This is a genomic window from Marinobacter sp., from assembly GCF_041984545.1.
Lineage (GTDB): Bacteria > Pseudomonadota > Gammaproteobacteria > Pseudomonadales > Oleiphilaceae > Marinobacter.
In genome coordinates, this window is sequence record NZ_JBHIXV010000025.1 from 30,365 (window position 1) to 49,920 (window position 19,556).

Sequence of the window (19,556 nt, forward strand, 5' to 3'; positions counted from 1 at the left end):
TCGTCAGATCCTGATCGAATTGACACAAAGAATGAATAGTGATTCACTACTTATAGGAGCCGGCATGGCCTATCGCGAAACCGAGAAAATGCGCCAGCGCAAGGCACAGGCGCGCAAGCGGATTGTGGACTGCACCTACCAATGCGTTGCGGAGGGCGGTTTCCGGAGCGCACGGATTACCCGGATTGCAGGCCTCGCCGGCGTCGCCACCGGAACCATTTACCGGCATTTCGAGTCCAGAGAAGACCTGTTTGCCGAGATTTTCCGGCTCGCCACCCAGCGGGAGGTGGACAAGGTAGCCGAGGCACTCGCCACCACTGGCAACGCCAGCGAGCGACTGGAGCGCGCCCTGCGACAATTTGCAGAGCGTGCACTCAAGGGCCCGATGATGGCCTGGTCGCTGATTGCCGAACCGGTGGATCCAAAAGTGGAAGAGGAGCGACTGGCCTACCGCAAGGCCTACGCCAACCTGTTCGAGACAGCGATCCGGGAGGGCATCGACGAAGGCTGCTTCCCGGATCAGGACGCACGCCAGAGCAGTACCTGCCTGGTGGGCGCCATTGCAGAAAGCCTGGTTGGCCCGCTGTCACCGACACAGGCCCATCAGTCGGCGAGAACGAAAGACGACAACAATGACCTGCTGGTCAATTCCATCATCCGCTTTTGCATGCAGGGGTTGACTGGCATCAGGAGGTAGCCATGAACGCGCATCAACCCCGAACAGCAACGACAGCCGGCGAGAACGAAGATCGCTATCTGGCCACCACACACGAAGTACTCAACCAGCCGCCGGCGCTGGAGAATTACAATCTGTTCGAGCAGGACATTGCGCTGCAGGAGGGCACCCTGCGGGAAGGCGCCGGTAGCGCCACGGCAGACCTGAAAGCGTTCGGAGACCTTGCCGGTGCCGCACAGACGATCGACCTGGGCTTCCGCGCCAACGCCAACAAGCCGGCCTTCAACACCCACGACCGGTTCGGGCACCGGATCGACGAGGTGGACTTTCACCCGGCGTATCACGAGTTGATGCGAATCGCCATGGAAAACGGCCTGCACAGCAGTCCCTGGACCCATCCAGGCCAGGGCGCCCACGTTGCCCGCGCAGCCAAGTACTACATGCACTCCCAGGTAGAGGCGGCCCATTGCTGCCCGGTGACCATGACCTTTGCCGCCATCCCGTCCATCCGCAAGCAGCCCGAACTGGCAGCCGACTGGGAAGCCCGGATCCTGGCCAACAGCTACGACCCTCGCAACCTTCCGGACAGCCAGAAAAGCTCGGTGACCATCGGCATGGCGATGACCGAGAAACAGGGCGGCAGCGACGTACGTGCCAACAGCACCCGGGCCTACCCGGTGGGCGCCCAGGGCCCGGGCCAGGCCTATGAGCTGGTGGGCCACAAGTGGTTTGTCTCCGCACCCATGTGCGACGCCTTCCTGGTACTGGCCCAGGCGCCGGGTGGCCTGTCCTGCTTCCTGATGCCCCGCTGGCGCCCGGACGGCAGCAAGAACCCCTGGCAGATCCAGCGCCTGAAGAACAAGATGGGCAACGTCGCCAACGCCTCCAGCGAGGCGGAGCTGCGCGGTGCTCTGGCATGGATGGTGGGCGAGGAAGGCCGCGGCGTGCCCACCATCATCGAAATGGTGGCCATGACCCGATTCGACTGCATGATCGGCAGCTCCGCCGGCATGCGCCAGGCCGTGGCCCAGGCCAGCCACCACTGCCGCCACCGCAGCGCCTTCGGCGCCCGCCTGAGCGACCAGCCCCTGATGCAGAACGTACTGGCCGACCTGGCCCTGGAAAGCGAAGCGGCGCTGGCCTACACCCTGCGCATCGCCCGCGCCCTGGACAATCAGGACAAAGAACATGAACGTCTGCTGGCCCGCCTGGCCACGCCTGTCGGTAAGTACTGGATCTGTAAGCGCACCCCGAACCACGCCTATGAGGCCATGGAGTGCATCGGCGGCAGCGGCGTGATGGAAGACTGCATCATGCCCCGACTGTTCCGGGAATCTCCCGTCAACGCCATCTGGGAAGGCAGCGGCAACGTCCAGTGCCTGGATACCCTGCGCGCCCTGCAAAAAGAACCGGACACCCTCGATGCCTTCTTCGCCGAAGCCGCCGAAGCCAAGGGCGCCGACCGTCGCTTCGACCAGTTCCTGGCCCAGCTACAGCACGACTTCGCCGACATCAGCGATTTCCAGTACCGGGCCCGCAACCTGGTCGACCGCATGGCCCTGGCCCTGCAGGCCTCGCTACTGCTGCGCCATTCCGATGCCGCCGTGGCCGACGCCTTCTGCGCTTCCCGCCTGCAGTCCAATGGCGGCATGAACTTCGGCAATCTGCCCTCAGGCACCAACCCGGCGGCCATTATCAAACGGGCAACGCCTGTAGTAGGCTAGAGTCAACTGAATTCCACTGAGAGATCAGGGAACCGGCGGGGGCGCCCGCTCCAAAACCTTGCGGAGCCATGGATGGCGGAGCAGAGCGTACAGGGACGTATTCACAGCGTGTTTTGGAGCGGGCGCCCTCGTCGGTTCCTTCGCCCAAACCTATGTCTGAAGCACTCAGAAAACTTCTCAAAGAAGGCCAAGCGCCCCAGCAGCCCGTGATCACCCCCCACGTGGGCGTACTCACCCTGCACTTCCAGCTCTACGGCTGCGACGACCTGAAAGCCAAACGCAAGGTCTTCACCGCCCTCAAGGCCGTCTGGGGCAAAGAACCCGACCTGGCAGTGGCAGAAACCGCCGACCAGGAGGCCCTGGACTGCGCAACCTGGACCATCGCCGCCCTCGGCACCTCCTCACAGCAGATCACCCAGCGCCTCGACCAGGTGGAAAAAGCCATCGCAGAACGGGTGGATGCTGCCATACTGGACATACATCGGGAAATTCTCTGAGCATTACCGAGCCTCGCCAGCCGGGGTGGGCCGTGTGGCGTAACCTGTCGCCACGCCGTATACTACGCCCCCTCAGGGATGCCAGTGCGCCTGCCCCTGGCAGGCGACCAGAAACCAATGCCGGACACCCGTACCGGCCGTATCCGCAGGGCATCCGGAACCGGCCCTTCGGATGACCACTGAAAGTGTGTGGCGCCTATGACCGGAAAGAAAAAGTCGGCCCAGGCCTCGGTAGAGGCGATGTATCGCGTGTTCACGGTGCCCGAGGCGCCGGAATCCACGTTGAGCCGGATCGACCAGAACATCTCCCGCAACCTTGCAGGCTTCCTGCAGGAGCACATTGTTGCGGTGGAACGGGATCTGTCGGACGTTGAGAAAGACTTCTCCGACTACAACATTCCCGAAAAACCCGTGTTTGTCTCCGAGCAGGCCCAGTTCCTGCTCGACAAGCTGGTGGCCAACTCCGTTCATACCGCCTCACCCGCCTTTATCGGACACATGACCTCGGCGCTGCCCTACTTCATGCTGCCGCTGTCGAAGATCATGATTGCCCTCAACCAGAACCTGGTGAAGACCGAAACCTCCAAGGCGTTTACGCCCATGGAGCGCCAGGTGCTGGGTATGATCCATCGCCTGGTGTACCAGGAAGACGGGGCGTTTTACCGCAAGTGGATGCACGACCCCCGCTATTCCCTGGGGGCCATGTGCTCCGGCGGCACCGTGGCCAACCTCACTGCCCTGTGGGTCGCCCGCAACCGGGCCTTCCCCGCCGAGGGCAGCTTCCGCGGCCTGCACCAGGAAGGCCTGTTCCGGGCGCTGAAGTACTACGGATACGAAGGCGCCGCCATTGTTGTCTCACGCCGTGGCCATTACTCGCTGCGCAAGGCAGCGGACGTGCTCGGCCTCGGCCGCGAAGCCCTGGTGCCAGTGGACACCGACGAGGACAACCGCATCCAGACCGATGCCCTGCGCGACAAGTGCCTTGAGCTTCAGCGCCAAAAAATCAAGGTCATGGCCATCTGCGGCGTGGCCGGCACCACCGAAACCGGCAACGTCGACCCGCTGGACGCCATGGCCGATATTGCCCGGGAATTCGGCGCCCATTTCCACGTGGACGCCGCCTGGGGCGGGCCCACCCTGTTCTCCCGCACCTATAAACATCTGCTGCGCGGCATCGAAAAAGCGGATTCGGTCACCTTCGACGCCCACAAACAGCTGTACGTGCCCATGGGCGTTGGCCTGGTGGTGTTCCGCGACCCGAGCCTGGCCAGCGCCGTGGAACACCACGCCCAGTACATCATCCGTAAGGGCTCACGGGACCTGGGCAGCACCACCCTTGAAGGCTCCCGCCCCGGCATGTCCATGTTGATCCACTCGGGTTTGAAAATCCTTGCCCGGGAGGGCTACGAGATCCTGATCGACCAGGGTATCGAGAAAGCGAAAACCTTCGCCGAGATGATCGACGCCGAGGCAGATTTCGAACTGGTGACCAAGCCGGAACTGAACATCCTCACCTACCGTTACTGCCCGGAAGACGTTCAGCAGGCGCTGGCGGTGGCGGACCCGTTGCAGGCAGAAAAGCTCAACACCTGCCTGAACCGCATCACCAAATTCATCCAGAAAACCCAGCGGGAACGGGGCAAGGCGTTCGTCTCCCGGACCCGCCTGGAGCCGGCCCGCTACTTTAACTTCCCCTGCATCGTGTTCCGGGTGGTCCTGGCCAACCCGTTGACGACCAAAGAGATCCTGGCAGACATTCTGGCGGAGCAGAGGGAACTGTCACGGGACGAGGGTATCGAAGATGAGATGAGCATCCTGCATCAGATGGCGGATGCCGTTCTGAAGCAGCGGGAGCCGAACGTCAGGCAAGCCTGATCAGGCAAGATCCTATAAGCCTGGTCGGCTCGTTTTCGCGGATAACTCGTCGCCAGGGTGAGCCGGGTGGGGGACGTTTCAAAAACTGTGCAGAGCCATGGATGGCGTTTCTTTCCCAGACCGCAATTGGGCCAGAGCCCTTCCCAAAACAAGCTGTGAATACCTCCCTGTACGCTCGGCTCCGCCATCCCTGGCTCCGCACGGTTTTGGGAAGGGCTCTGGCCCAATCGCTCCGAGTTCGGGACCCAATCAGTAAAGCGCCTCTTCATCATCCAGCACGTCGTGGATGATCTCCAGGAACATCTTGTCTGCCTCGCTCCAGTTCTCGGGAATCCGGATATTGGTGCTGGCACTGATCTCCCGGGCAATCAACTCCTCGGCGTTCGGCTGTCCGCGATGCTTGCGGGCGATCTCCATGGATTTTACGGCAATGGTCGGATCGCTCAGCACCTTCTTGATGAAGGTCCTCAGCTCGTCAATCATCTTGGCCTGACGACTCTCTACAGAAGAACTCATACTTCGCTCCACGGACAAATAGACTCAAGGGGTGAATCACCCCCTGAAGAATAGTATGACCAAACTCGGTTTATACAACCAGCCCGGTCAGATCATCATGCCGCGCAGCGTGTAGAACAGGATCGCGGCCATGATGGCAGAGGCCGGCACGGTAATGATCCAGGCAGCTGCGATGCGTACCAGGTGCGACCGCTTGACCATCTCCTCCCGGTAAATCTTTTTCAGACGCTTGCGCTCGGATTTTGCCAGGGGCACCTGCTTTTTCTTTTTGGCCTGTTTGAGCAGCTTCTCCATCTGCTCGACAGAGGCATTGCGGAAATCATCGAGGAACGGCTTCAGACGTTCCTGCTCGGCAGGATCGTGGTGTTCCATGATCTTGTGCAGCTGGGTCGCGTAATTGGACTTCAGGTACTCTCGCAGGAAACCGACGCCGAACACGCCACCGATGGCAATGTGAGTGGAACTCACCGGCAGGCCCAGCTGAGATGCGAGAATTACGGTCAGGGCCGCCGACAGGGCAATACAGAACGCCCGGGTTTTGTCGAGCTCGGTGATCTCACTGCCCACGGTCTTGATCAGGCGCGGGCCGAACAACATTAGCCCCACCGCCAGACCCAGGGCACCCACCATCATGACCCAGAGCGGGATGCTTGCGGACGTAACCACCGAATCCGCCGCCAGCGCGTCGTTGATCGCCGCCAGCGGACCAATGGCGTTAGCCACGTCGTTGGCACCGTGAGCGAAGCTGAGCAGAGCCGCGGCAAAAATGAGGGGCCAGGTGAACAGGCTGTTCACACCCGCCGAGCTGTTTTCCATGGTGGCGGCCTTGCGGCCCACCAGGGTGCGCATGGCGAAGAAAACCAGGGCGGCAGCAGCAAGACCAATCAGGGTGGCTTCCATGAAATCGACCTTCACTACCTTTTTGACACCCTTCACCATCAGGTAGGTGCCAAAGGCCCAGGCCATGATGGCCACCAGCCAGGGTACGAAGGTACGGGCCGCCGGCACCACATCCTTCCGGTACAGCACCGATTTTTTGATCAGATACAGGAACAGGGCCGCCAGGGCACCGCCAAGAACCGGGGAGATCACCCAGCTGGCGGCAATCTTGCCCATCACCGCCCAGTCGGCGATTCCCCAGCCCCCGGCCGCAATGCCAGCGCCCAGCACACCACCGACGATGGAGTGCGTAGTGGAAACTGGCGCGCCCATCCAGGTGGCCAGGTTCAGCCAGAGGGCGCCGGCCAGGAGCGCAGCCGTCATCAGCCAGACGAACGCCCGACTGTCACCAAGGCTGGAGGGATCAATGATGCCGCCCTTGATGGTGGAAACCACGTCGCCACCGGCGATCAGGGCGCCGCCGGCTTCGAAGATTGCCGCCAGGATCACCGCAGCACCCAGCGACAATGCGCCCGAGCCTACGGCCGGTCCTACGTTGTTGGCTACGTCATTGGCCCCGATGTTGATGGCCATGTAACCGCCAATGACCGCTGCCGCCATCAGCAGCATGGCGTTGGGCATTCCCTGGCTGAATGCTCCGACAGTCAGCCAGATTCCCAGCAGGAAAAGCAGGCTGATGCCGACCCTGTATCGTTCCGTGGCAGGGCTGGTAAGAAGGGTATCCAGGAGTCCGCTCGAACGGGCCATAGCAGATGAGGTCTCGTGTGTCGGTGGATTGTCGATGATCTGTGACTTGTGGATCGCAGCCTCTGCCGCGCGCAAACTATAAAATTTTTGACACGGAATTGAAATAAAATGGCCATGTTTGAAACAGGGTAAACAAATCACAGACGGCACCGCAAAAATTCTCTAACGTGTTACCAGCCACTCCCAGCTGCGCCAACAACGACAACAACACCGAAGGCCACCATGCCCAAATTCACGACCCCAGGCCCGCTCTCGGCGAGCGAACGGGAAGACGCTCAGGTATCGCGTCTACTGACCTGGCTCTCTGCCAGTGCCATAGCCATGCTCGCAGGCATTGGCGCCAAGGCCTGGTTCGCCAGTCACACCACCCATGCGTGGGTGCTCTGGTCGTTCATTGGGCTCATTGCGCTGAACATGGCGCATTTCGCCCGTACCGGCAATCAGGCTCGACAGAAGGCCGGACTCATCGTGGTGGTGGGGCTGCTGTTCGCCTATCTGATCGCATCCGGGGGCGAAAGCAATACCGGTCCGCTGTGGTTCTATGTGTTTCCACCGCTGCTGTTCTACCTGACCGACCTGAAGACCGGCACGGCTGTCCTGCTGTTCTGTTATCTGGTCGCGGTGGTGGCCTTCCAGTTTCCCGGCCTGCCCCTGGTGACGGCCGAGTACAGCACCGACTTCAAGATCCGGTTCTTCTCTACCCTGACCTTCGAGTCGATTTTCTGCTTCGTTCTGGAGGCCAGCCGCCTGAAGGCCCGCCATGAACTTCTGACCCTCGCTGAAACCCACGAACGGGCAGCCCGTACCGACGAACTGACCGGCCTGGCCAACCGTCGGGATATGCACAACCGCCTGGCTGGAGAGTTCTCCCGCTATCAGCGGTCCGGCCATCACTTTTCGATTGCCCTGATCGATCTTGACCTGTTCAAGAAAATCAACGATCGGTTCGGACACGACGCCGGCGACCAGGTGCTTCGCGAGTTTTCAGCGCTGATGCAGTCCGTGATCCGCCAGACCGATGTGGCCGGTCGCTGGGGTGGTGAGGAATTCCTGATACTGCTGCCCGACACATCCTTGCTGCAGGCCCTGACCCTGGCCGAAAGGTTACGCTCGGAAGTGGCGCGGCATCCCTTCCGGTTCAGGGAACAGGCGCTGCCGGTGACCATCAGCGCCGGTGTCTGCTCAATCGCCAAAGCCGGCTCACTCGATGACCTGCTCAAACAGGCCGATCTGAACCTCTATGCAGCCAAGGAAGCCGGCCGGAACCGGATAGCGCCCCGGGTGCGCACGCAGGAAGAAGAGGGGGCATCCCCCACGCCTTGAGGGCGCCCGCCCTGATCGCTATGATCACCTCCGGACCCGGCACCCCGGGCATCAACAACATTTTCTCAGATTGCGGGAGACCCATGGCACAGATCCGGATACTGGTGGGAAGCGTCTACGGTGGCGCACTCCTGACCGCCAGGGCAATCAAGAAATCGCTGGAACCCGAGGGACACAAGGTAACGGTTCTGGAAAACCCGGAACTGGAGGACATCACCAGCAACGGGGATGCGCTTCTGGTGTGCACGTCCACCACCGGCCAGGGCGAGCTCCCCGCCAACCTGCTGCCCTTCTACCTCGCCCTGCGTGAACAGCTGCCGCAACAGCCCGGGCGGCCCTTCGGTGTAATCGTGCTCGGCGACAGCTCCTATGGGGACACCTTCTGCGGCGCCGGCGACCTGATGGAAGAGGCCCTCTACGAAACCGCCGCCCGCAAAGTCGGGGAGACCCTGCGCATCGACGCCCTGGAGACGCTGGAGCCGGAAACCGAGGCTCTGCCCTGGGTCAGGGCCTGGCTCGAACAGGTGTGAACCGCTTTACACGGATCTGCCGGGAAAAGTTACCAGTGTTGGCCCCTGGATGACTTGAGCCGTTAACGGCGACACGCCATACTCGGGTCAACAACGACAACAAAACGGATTAACGTGGCACCCAACAACTGGCTCCGGTTTTTCACAGCGCTCTCGCTGCTGGTGGTTCTGGCTGTCCCCGTCCAAGGGGCGGAAACCTCTTACGTACCGCCCATCGAGTACCTGCGCATTGCCCCGGATACCAACCTTACCGTCGACGAAGCGCTGTCGTCGGACCGCTGGCAGTCACTCGCAGATTCAAGCCCGAACTTCGGCTACATCAACGACACCATCTGGCTGCGTTTTCCAGTCAGCCAGCCGGCAACCATCAACCTGCTGGAAGTCCGTTACTCCCAGCTCGACCACATTTCATTCTTCCTGATAGAAAACGGCCGGGTTGCCAAGCGTGTCGAAACCGGTGATTTCCAGCCCTTTGCCGAGCGGCCCATCCGCCATCGGCACTTCCTGTTTCCCTTCGAGCAGAGCATCGCCAGCGACTACCAGATCCTGCTCAGGGTCGATACCCGGGGCGCCATGCAGATTCCAGTGCGGCTCTGGAACGACCAGGCGTTCTTCGAGCACACCAATGCCGAAGACCAGATGCATGCGGTGTACTACGGCATCCTGATCACAGTGATCTTCTTCAACCTGTTCATCTTTTCCGCCCTGAGGGAGCCGGTGTACCTGCTCTACGTGCTGTCCACCCTGGGCTACCTTGTGCTGGTGAGCAGCCTCAACGGCACCGCCTTTCAGTTCCTGTGGCCCACCAGCCCCGCCCTGCAGAACCAGATCATGCTGCTGTCGGTGCCCCTGGCGGTACTCTTCACCCTGCTGTTCTCACGGTCGTTCCTCAAGTTGCCCCGGACCGGGCCACTGCTCAACCGGTTGGTGATGCTTGCCATCATACTGAACGCGTCCGTGGCACTGATGACGTTTTTCCTGGACTACAGTACCGGCAGCCGCCTGACCGTCGCCCTGGCGATTCCCAGCACCCTGCTTTTAACAGTGCTGGGGCCGCTGCAGTGGTGGAAAGGTAATCCCCAGGCCGGCTACTACACGATTGCCTGGGCCGCTCTGACCCTGGGCAGTGCCATTACCGCAGCCAACAAATACGGGCTGTTACCCAACAATTTCATTACCAGCTACGGCATGCAGATCGGTTCGGCGCTGGAGGCCATACTGCTCACTCTCGCCCTGGCCGCGCGCCTCTACCAGGAGCGCCAGGACAAGGTCGAAGCCCGGGAGGCCGAGCTCAATGCCATGGCGGCAAGGCGCTCGGCGGAGCTGAAACTGATGGATCATGCCCTGCACAATCCGCTGACCGGGCTGCCCAATCGCAGCAGCTACGAAATGATGCTGAACGACCTGATGATGCGCAGCCCGGAACGACGCTACGCCATTGCCATCATCCACCTCAACAACCTGCAGTCGGTCACCAAGACCCTGGGCCACCGCAACAGCGACCGCATCCTGGAACTGGCCAGCAAGCACTACAACGCCGTGGCCCGGGAACTGCCCGGCGCGCTGCCGGTGGAGCAGAGCGATGCCCGTAATTTCTTCATGGCATCCCTGGACCCGCAGACCTTCGCATTCATCGTGGATGCGGACATCACCGGCGCTGCCCCGAGGGCCATCCTCAAGTGCCTCGAAGGCATTCGCTACCCGATTGATTACCTGGGTATGCAGATCCCCCTGGACCCCAGGCTGGGGGTTGCCATCTTCCCGGAGCACGGCACGGACGCCAACACCCTGATCCGGCGTGCAGTGATCGCCGAGGGATCCGAGGCCGCCAGAGAGCGGGGCATCGCCTATTACAAGCCCACCCGGGATTCCTACAGCGCCGACCGACTGACCCTGGTGTCAGAGCTCCGGCACGCCCTCAGCAACGACGAACTGGCCCTGTTCATGCAGCCCAAACAGAGCCTGAAAACCAACCGGATTGTGGGCGTGGAAGTTCTGATCCGCTGGCCGGGGCGGGCCACGCCGATCCGGCCCGATGAGATTATCCAGCTGGCCGAGCAGACGGGGCTGATCAAGCCGTTGACGCGCTGGGTGCTGGAGCAGTCCCTGGCACTGCGTTCCCGGTTGCTGGAGCATGGCTGGCCGCTGAACATATCGATCAACATTTCCCCGAATAACCTGCGGGAGCCGGACTTCCCCATTTTTGTCCAGCGGCTCATGAACAGCCACTACAGCCACCGGGGAAGCATCATCTTCGAAGTGACCGAAACCTCTATGATGCAGGACCCGGAAAACTCGCTGAAAGCGCTCAATTCGCTGAACACGACCGGCATTCCGGTGTCCATCGATGATTTCGGCTCGGGCTACTCGTCACTGTCCTACATCAAGCAGCTGCCGGCCAGCGAGGTAAAGATCGACCGGTCACTGGTGACCGACCTCGCCACCGAGGCCGAGGACCGCGTGATTGTGCAGACCACCATCGACATGTGCCAGAGCCTCGGCTACCACGTGGTGGCGGAGGGTGTGGAAGACCAGGAAACCGCCGATCTGCTGAGGGACATGGGCTGCGACATGATTCAGGGTTACCTGCTGACCCCGCCGCTGCCCTTTGATGAGCTGCTGGAGTGGCTGGCCAACAGCGACCTGCAGGCCCAGCGCAAGCTCGGGTAGTCAGACCCGACGGCAATCAGCGCTGGCGAATCAGCGCTTCCTGCGTGGTCGAGGCCACCAGCACGCCATCCTGATTGAAGAAGTTACCCCGGTTGAAGCCCCGGCCTCCGGAAGCGCTCGGGCTGTCCTTGTCGTACAGCAGCCACTCGTCCATCCGGAAATCCCGGTGAAACCAGATCGCATGGTCCAGGCTGGCCACCTGGAGATTCTTGCTCATGAAGGTGACGCCGTGGGGGTTCAGTGACGTGCCCAGGAACTGGAAGTCGGAGGCATAGGTCAACAGGCACCGGTGCAGCACCGGGTCGTCCGGCAGAGGGCCCTGGGCCCGGAACCAGCCCTGCTTGTGGGGCGGACGTTTTTCCGGCTTCAGCGGGTTAACCGGATCCACCGGGCGAATCTCGATCGGCCGCTCCCGCTTCAGGTTGGCGCGCATGCGCTCGGGCACCTTGTCACCCAGGGTGTCCGACAGGATACGCCCCCAGTCCTCCTCGGAACGCAGGGTGTCCGGCGCCGGTGCCGAGGGCATGCTTAGCTGATGTTCGAAGCCGGCCTCTTCAACCTGAAACGACATGGACCCGGTCAGAATCTCCTTGCCATCCTGTCGGGCAATCACCCGACGCACGGAAAAACTGCCGCCGTCACGAACCCGCTGGACCTCGTAGTCGATTGGCATGCTGTGGTTGCCCGGGCGCAGGAAATAAGCATGCAGGGAATGGCACAGGCGACCCTGCACGGTGCGGCTGGCAGCCATCAACGCCTGGCCAAGCACCTGCCCGCCAAAGACATTGGGAAAGCCCAGATCCTCGCTGTCACCCTGGAAGTGGTCGTCGCCGATGGGCACCAGGTCCAGCAATTCCACCAGCTTCTTGGTTACTTCAAGCATGCCTGCTCCTGTGATTTAGTTAGCACACGACAGAGTTTCTACCGCAAGCGCGGCAAATTGGCAATCGCAAACATCGAATCGGGCGCCCGCCAGCGACCCCTGCCACCGGCGGGCATCAGGGGCCAGGTCAGCTGTGAATGGGCGGGACTTCCCGGGACAGGGTCTGTTTCTCGACCGCAAAGCGGCCAGTGACGGCAAACCCCAGGGTGGAGCCGTCCGGCGCCTTGAACAGAGCCTTGACGTGGGTGCCATCCTGCTCCACCTCCCAGTCGCCCTCGGCCCCGGAAGGCGGCGGGCAAACCGCGGTCGGACAGCACGGCGTTTTGATCATCACCGGCATGGTGCCGTAGCTGACTTCGGTACGCTCTCCGGTCAGGGTTTTTGCCAGCGCGCGGGCGCACGCCATCAACGGCAGCACATAAAGCAGCACATGGCCATCCACCTCGGCGCAGTCCCCGAGGGCATAGACATCCGGCGCCGATGTCTCCAGCGCCCGATTCACCACAATGCCCCGCTCGGTGGCCAGGCCAGCGGCGCTCGCCAGTTCGGTGCGGGGGCGCAGGCCCACGGCGGACAACACCAGGTCGGCCTCGATCACCTCGCCGTTGGCAAGCGTGAGACTGACGCCGTCGCCCTTGCGGTCGATCCGGTCCACCACCGTACCCAGATGGAACCGGACACCCAGCGCTTCCAGCTCCTGCTGGACGGCGTTCGCTGCCACCTCCGGCAACAGGCCCGGCATCACCACCTCAGAGGGGGCAATCACCTCCACCTCGTAGTCGCCATTGCGCAGATCATTGGCAAACTCACAGCCAATCAGGCCGGCGCCCATGATGGCGATGCGCCGTCCCTGGCCCAGGGCCTTGCGGAAGGCACGATAGTCCATCAGATCGTTGATCGAGAACACATGCTCCTGGCCATCCCCGGCCAGATCGAGGCGAATCACATCCGCACCCCAGGCCAGTATCAGCTTGCTGTAGCGCACGCACTCATCACCCAAATGCAGCTCGTGGGCGCCGGTATCGATACCGGTAACCGTGGCAAAGGTGCGGATTTCCAGGTTGAGCTGCTCGGCCATGGCCTCGGTGCTTCCCTGCGCCAGGCCTTCGGCGTCCTTGCCCTTGGTAAAGCCGGTGGACAGCATCGGCTTGGAATAGCTGACGCCATCATCGGCGGTCAGCATCAGCACCGGCACCTCCTTGTCGAGCTTGCGAATCTCACGCGCCAATGAATAGCCGGAAAGACCGGTACCAACGATCACGATCGGGGCCTGATCAGTCATTCACATACTCCTGTTGAGGTTCCAGGCCGGTCTCAGCCGATTTCAATCATCTCGAAGTCTTCCTTGCCAACGCCGCAGTCCGGGCACACCCAGTCCTCGGGCACATCTTCCCATTTGGTGCCCGGCTCAATGCCATCCTCGGGCCAGCCCTCGGCTTCGTCATAAATCAGGCCGCATACAACGCACTGCCACTTTTTCATACCATCTCTCCCATTGTGAATCGGGGCAATATTAATTGTCCGACAATATTGCACGCAAGTCGTTTGTCCCGCGAACAGATACGAACAGCATTCAATTCGGGCCATCATACCCATCGGCCCGACATTGACCAATGCCAGTGCCGACGGCCGGCCCCGGGTTTTTCTGCCAATAGCCACAAATACAGACGCCCGGGACAACCTCGCCCCTCCCTTCCGACGCCCCTCTTCGGTATAATCGCCGGTTTTACGACAGGACCGACCGATATGACCGATACCGTCGCCGAAATGAACCAGGTAATGGCCGAAGCGGACTGCCTGGTCACTGAAGAACAGGTGCACGCCGCCATTGCCGCCCTGGCCGACGATATTACCCAACGCCTGAGCGACAGCAATCCCCTGTTGTTTTGCGTGATGAACGGCGGGCTGATCCTGACCGGGCAACTGCTGACCCGGCTGCGGTTTCCGGTTCAGGCAGAGTACCTGCATGCCACCCGCTACCGGCAGGAAACCACCGGCGGCATCCTGGAGTGGAAGCTACAGCCGGAAGCCGACATGAACGGCCGCACCGTGCTCATTGTCGACGACATTCTGGACGAAGGCACCACGCTCTGCGCCATAGCCGATTACTGCCGCGCCCATGGCGCCCGCGAGGTCCTCACAGCCGTGCTGGTCGACAAACAGCACGACCGCAAGGCCCGGCCCAACCTGAAGGCGGACTTCACCGGCCTGGAGGTGGAAGACCGGTTCCTGTTCGGCTTCGGCATGGACTACAAGGGATACTGGCGCAACGCTCCCGGCATCTATGCGGTCAAGGGACTCTGACATCAATCACCGCCCCAACATCCCGCCTACGGACTGGTATCGTTCGCTGACGGCCGCGGGCCTCCGGGAGCCGGCCGTACACGGCCCGGCCCGGCACTGGCTGCAGGTTGAAGGCTCGTTTACGAAGGCCCTCCAGAAACGGTGCGCGCAATCGTTCCACGTTGAGGTGCGCCAGGAGGGGTTCGCCACCCCCACCCGTGAAGAGGCCCTACGCCTGACCATCCCGCACCGCCAGTACGCCTGGATCCGGGAGGTGACCCTGTGCGGCGACGGCCAGCCCTGGGTGCTCGCGCGCACCGTGATTCCCCTGGACTGCCTGGAAGGCGAAGGCCGCCGGCTCCTGCATCTGGGCAACCGGCCCCTCGGTGCTTACCTGTTCAGCAGCCCCCACTGGCAGCGGGGCCCCCTGGAAACCGGGCTCTGCCAGCCGGAAAGCCCCAGCCAGCCCCGACTCGCCCGCCGTTCCCTGTTCACCGGACACAACAGCGCACTGCTGGTCGGCGAATACCTGTTGCCAGCCCTGCTTGGCCCCGCCGCGCTTTAACCGACCCCTGGCCACTGGCTATAATCCCCGCACCGACTCCATTTGCCGACTACCAGACAGGACCCGTGCCATGTTGCCCGATGCTGTGCCAGAACCTCTCCAGCGCCGGCTGGCCGACTATGCCAGCCTGCTGCGGATTGACCGACCGATCGGAACTCTGCTGCTGCTCTGGCCCACTTACTGGGCGCTCTGGCTGGCCAGTGACGGCAGCCCTGGCCTGGGAAACCTGCTGGTATTCACCCTCGGGGTATTCTTCATGCGCGCCGCCGGCTGCGCCATCAACGATTTTGCCGACCGGGACTGGGACCGGCACGTCAAACGCACCAAGGACCGCCCACTGACGGCCGGCCGGGTCAAGCCCTGGGAAGCGGTGGCGCTGTTCGCCGGCCTCTGCCTGGTGTCGTTCCTGATGGTGGTGCTGTTCACCAACCGGCTCACGCTGTACCTATCCTTTGGTGGTGCCCTGCTGGCGTTCATCTACCCGTTCATGAAGCGCTACACCCACCTGCCCCAGCTATTCCTCGGGGCTGCCTTCTCCTGGGCCATTCCCATGGCCTGGGCTGCCGAAGCCGGGGAACTGAGCCAACTGACCTGGCTGCTGTTCACTGCCAACGTGCTGTGGACGGTGGCCTACGACACCCTGTACGCCATGGTTGATCGCGACGACGACCTGAAGGTGGGCATCAAGTCCACCGCTATCCTGTTCGGCGACGCCGACCGGGTCATCATCGGCGTTCTGCAGGCCATGGTCGTTGTAATCCTGGTGATGGTGGGTCAGCAGGCCGAACTCGGCAGTTTCTATTACCTGGGCGTGGTTGGCATGGCCAGCCTGTTCGTCTACCACCAGTACCTGGCCCGGGAACGCGAACGTGAGGGCTGCTTCAAGGCGTTTCTCAATAACAACTGGGCCGGTTTCGCGGTTTTTGCAGGCCTCTTAATTGACCTCATCATTGGCTGAACCTGTCATATACTTGTAACACTTGAACGCTGTAATGAGAGTGTCCCGCCTGGCTATTTTCTTAAGCTACTGAGCTACTGAAAAACCGAAGAGCTAGGCGTGCTGATGAAGATTTGGTGGTTCCAAATCAAAGCAGCGCAACGACGCTATTCGGTTTTTCAGAAGCTCCCGAAGGGCTTGCCTCTGAGGGCTCTTAGACCGCGTTACCAGTCTTTGATGTGGGGCCACCACACCTGCAGACTGGTGCCTAGCTCAGAGCCCTCAGAGGCAAGCAGTAGCTTAAGAAAATAGCCAGGCGGGACACCAGCAACAAATCAAGGTCTGACACAGGTTAACGCCCATGAACGGAAAAACCGTCCTGATCGTCGACGACGAGGCGCCGATCCGCGAGATGATCGCTGTGGCCCTCGAAATGGCGGATTATGACTATCTGGAGGCAGCGGATGCCCGGGAAGCCCATGCCCTGATTGTCGACAAGAACCCCGATCTGGTGCTTCTGGACTGGATGCTCCCCGGCACCAGCGGCGTGGAACTGGCCCGACGCCTGAAAAAAGAGGAAGCCACTGCCGATATCCCCATCATCATGCTCACCGCAAAGGTGGAGGAAGACAACAAGATCCAGGGCCTGGAGGTGGGCGCCGATGACTACATCACCAAGCCGTTCAGCCCCCGGGAACTGGTGGCCCGACTGAAAGCGGTCCTGCGCCGGGCCACTCCGCCGGGGGTCGACACCCCGATCGAGGTGGAGGGCCTGACCCTGGATCCGGTTGGCCATCGGGTTACGACGCGTGACGGCGCGCTTACCATGGGGCCAACGGAATACCGGCTGCTGCAATTCTTCATGACACACCAGGAACGGGTATATACTCGGTCCCAATTGCTGGACCAGGTCTGGGGCGGTAACGTCTATGTGGAGGAACGCACCGTGGACGTCCATATCCGACGGCTGCGCAAGGCCCTGGGCGACGAATACGACCACCTGATCCAGACCGTTCGGGGAACCGGCTACCGGTTCTCGACCAAAGCCGCGTAAGCAACTCCGGCCAGCTGGGCAGCGATCAGCCCCGGAATCGACACAAGGCAGTAGTGGATGCAGCACAACTGGTCACGGTACCTGCGCCTTATCATCGGTGGCCTGCTCGGCTCTTTGCTGGTAGGGCTTTTCTTCGGTGAGCCTCTCTATGGTCTCACCTTCGGGCTGATCGTCTACCTGTGGTGGACCCTGCGTCAGGCCCGGCGCCTTTATCAGTGGCTGGGCAACCCCAGCGCCACCGATGAAGCTCCTCAGAGTGTCGGCCTGTGGGGCGATATCTTCGACAACCTCCACAAGCTGCACCAGAACCACCTGCGCACCCAGGATCGCCTGCGGGCCCAGATCAACAGGGTCCAGGAGTCCACCAACGCCATGCGCGATGGCGTGATCATGACCGACTCCCGGGGCGCCATGGAGTGGTGGAACGGCTCCGCGGAATACCTGCTGGGCTTCCGACGCAGGACTGACCGGGGCCAGTACATACACAACCTGATCCGCACGCCGGCATTCAAGACCTACTTCGACTCCCGGGACTACCGGGAGCCACTGGAGATCCACTCCCCGGCCAAGCCCCATATCCATCTGCAGATCCAGATCAGCCTGTTCGGCGATGACGACCGCCTGATCGTGGCCAAGGACGTAACCCGCCTCTACCAGCTGGAACAGATGCGACGGGATTTCGTGGGCAATGTCTCCCACGAGATGCGAACGCCGCTCACGGTAATCAGCGGCTACCTGGAAACCCTGGTGGACAGTGCCGACGAGCTTCCGCCCAAGTGGCGGCGGGCCATTCATACCATGGCTGCGCAATCGTCACGGATGGAGGCCCTGATCACTGACCTCATCCTGCTCTCGAGAATTGAAACCGGTGAACAGACGGTGAACGACACGCTCACCGATGTCGAGCAGCTACTGGCCCAGATTGGCCACGATGCCCGGGCCCTGAGTGGCGACAGGAAACATGATATTTCCGTGGATATTGGCGACAGGCGTCTGCTCAAGGGAGACGAGAGCCAGCTGCGCAGCGCTTTCTCCAACCTGATCTTCAACGCGGTGAAATACACGCCGGCGGGAGGCCGGATCACGGTGCGCTGGAGTACCGACCGCGACGGCGCCCATCTGTCGGTGAAGGACACCGGCATCGGCATAGATCCGGTGCACATTCCCCGGCTGACCGAGCGTTTCTACCGGGCCGACCCCAGCCGGCACAAGGACACCGGCGGCACCGGCCTGGGCCTGGCGATCGTCAAGCACGTGCTGCTCAACCACGATGGCAATCTCGAAATCCGCAGCCGCATCGGCGAGGGCAGCGAGTTTATCTGTCACTTCCCACGGGAACGGCTGGTGGAACGGCTACCCGAGCACGCGGACCATTAACGTCCGGACCGGAAACGGGCGATGAACCGGGACAGATCCTCCAGTTTCTTGGGATCCTCGTCCACAAAGCGGATGGTGACACTGACAAAATCCGTATCCTGGCGCTTGTCCACTGCCTGGAGCTGATGCACGTAGCCGTTAAGCCGTGCCATCTGGTTTTCCCCGATCTCGATGTCCACCACTGCCTGATCCAGGATTCCGGGAAACATCTGGTCCCGTTTGGCGATCACCCGTACCTCGGTCAGGTTGATGTCCTTGACCACGGACTTGAGGGTGCTCTCGGCAAACCGCACCGAGGCAAGACTCATGCTGCCCCGGGGGGCGGCCGCGCGGTTGCCACCGGCCGATGGCGATGGGGGCGCTTTTGGCGAATCGGCCCGCTCCGGCGCTTCCGCTGCCGCCTCCGGCTTGCGTGTCAGCAGCGAGGCCGACTCCATGAAGGCGTCCGCCGGGCTGGCCATGGACTTGCCGCTGCGGTCCATGGCGTCTTTCAGGCTGCGCCCCATAACCTTGATGATCTTCTTGCTCAGGCCGTCCGGGCTGAATGGCTTGCCGAGGTATTCCGAAACACCTTCCTTGACGGCTTCAATCACATGATCCTTGTCGCCCCGACTGGTGATCATGATGAACGGCACCTTTTGATACTGGGGCTGCTGGCGCATCCACTGGAGCAGTTCGAGACCGGACATTTCCGGCATTTCCCAGTCACACAGCACCAGATCAAAGGCGGTGCGCGACATCAGCGACTGGGCCCGGCGCCCATTCTGGGCATCGGTGGTTTCAATCACCGGGAAGCGCTGACGCACCGTTCGCTTGACCAGATCCCGCACGAAGCTGGCATCGTCAACCACCAGCGCTTTCAGCATTGCCATAAATCCGACCTTCCACTCAGCCTTCCGAGATTCAAGGACAACTATAGAACAAAGCCGGTTCCCGGAAACCTCCCGGCTACAAAAAGACCACAAAGCCGCTTCCGGGAACCGCAGCGTTAAAGAATTG

The 19,556-nt window shown here is 61.7% G+C and carries 18 protein-coding genes; 12 read left to right on the forward strand and 6 right to left on the reverse strand.

Going from position 1 to position 19,556, the window contains the following annotated elements; all coding sequences use genetic code 11:
• Positions 1–64 precede the first annotated feature (64 nt).
• From ACFC20_RS12480 to panP, 4 genes are all read left to right on the forward strand, one after another.
• Positions 65–697: a TetR/AcrR family transcriptional regulator gene (locus ACFC20_RS12480; protein WP_375193288.1), complete on the forward strand. Its 633-nt coding sequence runs from the start codon at positions 65–67 to the stop codon at positions 695–697.
• 2 nt (positions 698–699) lie between these two features.
• On the forward strand, positions 700–2,400 hold the full coding sequence (locus tag ACFC20_RS12485; protein WP_375193289.1) for an isovaleryl-CoA dehydrogenase: 1,701 nt from the start codon (positions 700–702) through the stop codon (positions 2,398–2,400).
• A 152-nt stretch (positions 2,401–2,552) separates the two neighbouring features.
• Complete coding sequence (locus tag ACFC20_RS12490; RefSeq protein ID WP_091988413.1) at positions 2,553–2,897, forward strand: DUF503 domain-containing protein; 345 nt, start codon at positions 2,553–2,555, stop codon at positions 2,895–2,897.
• A gap of 198 nt (positions 2,898–3,095) precedes the next feature.
• Positions 3,096–4,772, forward strand: coding sequence for a pyridoxal-dependent aspartate 1-decarboxylase PanP (panP, locus tag ACFC20_RS12495; protein ID WP_375193290.1), 1,677 nt, complete (start codon positions 3,096–3,098; stop codon positions 4,770–4,772).
• A gap of 249 nt (positions 4,773–5,021) precedes the next feature.
• Here panP and ACFC20_RS12500 read toward each other — a convergent pair whose 3' ends face one another.
• Together ACFC20_RS12500 and ACFC20_RS12505 are read right to left on the reverse strand one after the other, a co-directional pair.
• Complete coding sequence (locus ACFC20_RS12500) at positions 5,022–5,288, reverse strand: hypothetical protein (protein WP_091988419.1); 267 nt, start codon at positions 5,286–5,288, stop codon at positions 5,022–5,024.
• A gap of 87 nt (positions 5,289–5,375) precedes the next feature.
• Positions 5,376–6,935, reverse strand: coding sequence for an inorganic phosphate transporter (locus ACFC20_RS12505; RefSeq protein ID WP_375193291.1), 1,560 nt, complete (start codon positions 6,933–6,935; stop codon positions 5,376–5,378).
• 222 nt (positions 6,936–7,157) lie between these two features.
• Between ACFC20_RS12505 and ACFC20_RS12510 the strand changes: the two genes are divergently transcribed.
• From ACFC20_RS12510 to ACFC20_RS12520, 3 genes are all read left to right on the forward strand, one after another.
• Complete coding sequence (locus tag ACFC20_RS12510; RefSeq protein WP_375193292.1) at positions 7,158–8,258, forward strand: GGDEF domain-containing protein; 1,101 nt, start codon at positions 7,158–7,160, stop codon at positions 8,256–8,258.
• Between the two features lie 83 nt (positions 8,259–8,341).
• Entirely contained in the window at positions 8,342–8,788 is a 447-nt protein-coding gene (locus ACFC20_RS12515; RefSeq protein WP_375193293.1) for a flavodoxin, read from the forward strand.
• 114 nt (positions 8,789–8,902) lie between these two features.
• Positions 8,903–11,458, forward strand: a complete 2,556-nt coding sequence (locus tag ACFC20_RS12520) for an EAL domain-containing protein (RefSeq protein ID WP_375193294.1) — start codon at positions 8,903–8,905, stop codon at positions 11,456–11,458.
• 16 nt (positions 11,459–11,474) lie between these two features.
• On the opposite strand, the gene ACFC20_RS12525 is transcribed toward ACFC20_RS12520, so the two are convergent.
• The 3 genes from ACFC20_RS12525 to ACFC20_RS12535 all read right to left on the reverse strand — a co-directional run bounded on the left by ACFC20_RS12525 (position 11,475) and on the right by ACFC20_RS12535 (position 13,823).
• On the reverse strand, positions 11,475–12,341 hold the full coding sequence (locus tag ACFC20_RS12525) for an acyl-CoA thioesterase (protein WP_375193295.1): 867 nt from the start codon (positions 12,339–12,341) through the stop codon (positions 11,475–11,477).
• Between the two features lie 127 nt (positions 12,342–12,468).
• Positions 12,469–13,623 carry an NAD(P)/FAD-dependent oxidoreductase gene (locus ACFC20_RS12530; RefSeq protein WP_375193296.1) on the reverse strand — a complete coding sequence of 385 codons (1,155 nt, stop codon included), beginning with the start codon at positions 13,621–13,623 and terminating at the stop codon, positions 12,469–12,471.
• 32 nt (positions 13,624–13,655) lie between these two features.
• Complete coding sequence (locus tag ACFC20_RS12535) at positions 13,656–13,823, reverse strand: rubredoxin (RefSeq protein WP_008173532.1); 168 nt, start codon at positions 13,821–13,823, stop codon at positions 13,656–13,658.
• Between the two features lie 264 nt (positions 13,824–14,087).
• Between ACFC20_RS12535 and ACFC20_RS12540 the strand changes: the two genes are divergently transcribed.
• From ACFC20_RS12540 to phoR, 5 genes are all read left to right on the forward strand, one after another.
• On the forward strand, positions 14,088–14,645 hold the full coding sequence (locus ACFC20_RS12540; RefSeq protein WP_375193297.1) for a hypoxanthine-guanine phosphoribosyltransferase: 558 nt from the start codon (positions 14,088–14,090) through the stop codon (positions 14,643–14,645).
• Positions 14,626–15,189 (forward strand): chorismate--pyruvate lyase family protein, encoded by a 564-nt coding sequence (locus tag ACFC20_RS12545; RefSeq protein WP_375193298.1) that lies wholly within the window; start codon positions 14,626–14,628, stop codon positions 15,187–15,189. The genes ACFC20_RS12540 and ACFC20_RS12545 overlap by 20 nt, the downstream gene beginning before the upstream one ends.
• A 70-nt stretch (positions 15,190–15,259) precedes the next feature.
• The gene (gene ubiA / locus ACFC20_RS12550) at positions 15,260–16,147 is read left to right on the forward strand and encodes a 4-hydroxybenzoate octaprenyltransferase (RefSeq protein WP_375193299.1); all 888 of its coding nucleotides are present in this window, start codon (positions 15,260–15,262) and stop codon (positions 16,145–16,147) included.
• A gap of 340 nt (positions 16,148–16,487) precedes the next feature.
• Positions 16,488–17,180 (forward strand): phosphate regulon transcriptional regulator PhoB, encoded by a 693-nt coding sequence (gene phoB / locus ACFC20_RS12555; RefSeq protein WP_091988446.1) that lies wholly within the window; start codon positions 16,488–16,490, stop codon positions 17,178–17,180.
• A 57-nt stretch (positions 17,181–17,237) separates the two neighbouring features.
• Positions 17,238–18,557: a phosphate regulon sensor histidine kinase PhoR gene (phoR, locus tag ACFC20_RS12560; RefSeq protein ID WP_375193300.1), complete on the forward strand. Its 1,320-nt coding sequence runs from the start codon at positions 17,238–17,240 to the stop codon at positions 18,555–18,557.
• On the opposite strand, the gene ACFC20_RS12565 is transcribed toward phoR, so the two are convergent.
• The gene (locus ACFC20_RS12565; protein WP_375193301.1) at positions 18,554–19,429 is read right to left on the reverse strand and encodes a response regulator; all 876 of its coding nucleotides are present in this window, start codon (positions 19,427–19,429) and stop codon (positions 18,554–18,556) included. The genes phoR and ACFC20_RS12565 overlap by 4 nt on opposite strands.
• Positions 19,430–19,556 lie beyond the last annotated feature (127 nt).

Coding starts and splice junctions, on each gene's coding strand:
- ACFC20_RS12480 (WP_375193288.1), top strand. CDS start 65: ATGGCCTATCGCGAAACCGAGAAAATGCGCCAGCGCAAGGCACAGGCG.
- ACFC20_RS12485 (WP_375193289.1), top strand. CDS start 700: ATGAACGCGCATCAACCCCGAACAGCAACGACAGCCGGCGAGAACGAA.
- ACFC20_RS12490 (WP_091988413.1), top strand. CDS start 2,553: ATGTCTGAAGCACTCAGAAAACTTCTCAAAGAAGGCCAAGCGCCCCAG.
- panP (WP_375193290.1), top strand. CDS start 3,096: ATGACCGGAAAGAAAAAGTCGGCCCAGGCCTCGGTAGAGGCGATGTAT.
- ACFC20_RS12500 (WP_091988419.1), bottom strand. CDS start 5,288: ATGAGTTCTTCTGTAGAGAGTCGTCAGGCCAAGATGATTGACGAGCTG.
- ACFC20_RS12505 (WP_375193291.1), bottom strand. CDS start 6,935: ATGGCCCGTTCGAGCGGACTCCTGGATACCCTTCTTACCAGCCCTGCC.
- ACFC20_RS12510 (WP_375193292.1), top strand. CDS start 7,158: ATGCCCAAATTCACGACCCCAGGCCCGCTCTCGGCGAGCGAACGGGAA.
- ACFC20_RS12515 (WP_375193293.1), top strand. CDS start 8,342: ATGGCACAGATCCGGATACTGGTGGGAAGCGTCTACGGTGGCGCACTC.
- ACFC20_RS12525 (WP_375193295.1), bottom strand. CDS start 12,341: ATGCTTGAAGTAACCAAGAAGCTGGTGGAATTGCTGGACCTGGTGCCC.
- ACFC20_RS12530 (WP_375193296.1), bottom strand. CDS start 13,623: ATGACTGATCAGGCCCCGATCGTGATCGTTGGTACCGGTCTTTCCGGC.
- ACFC20_RS12535 (WP_008173532.1), bottom strand. CDS start 13,823: ATGAAAAAGTGGCAGTGCGTTGTATGCGGCCTGATTTATGACGAAGCC.
- ACFC20_RS12540 (WP_375193297.1), top strand. CDS start 14,088: ATGACCGATACCGTCGCCGAAATGAACCAGGTAATGGCCGAAGCGGAC.
- ACFC20_RS12545 (WP_375193298.1), top strand. CDS start 14,626: ATGCGGTCAAGGGACTCTGACATCAATCACCGCCCCAACATCCCGCCT.
- ubiA (WP_375193299.1), top strand. CDS start 15,260: ATGTTGCCCGATGCTGTGCCAGAACCTCTCCAGCGCCGGCTGGCCGAC.
- phoB (WP_091988446.1), top strand. CDS start 16,488: ATGAACGGAAAAACCGTCCTGATCGTCGACGACGAGGCGCCGATCCGC.
- phoR (WP_375193300.1), top strand. CDS start 17,238: ATGCAGCACAACTGGTCACGGTACCTGCGCCTTATCATCGGTGGCCTG.
- ACFC20_RS12565 (WP_375193301.1), bottom strand. CDS start 19,429: ATGGCAATGCTGAAAGCGCTGGTGGTTGACGATGCCAGCTTCGTGCGG.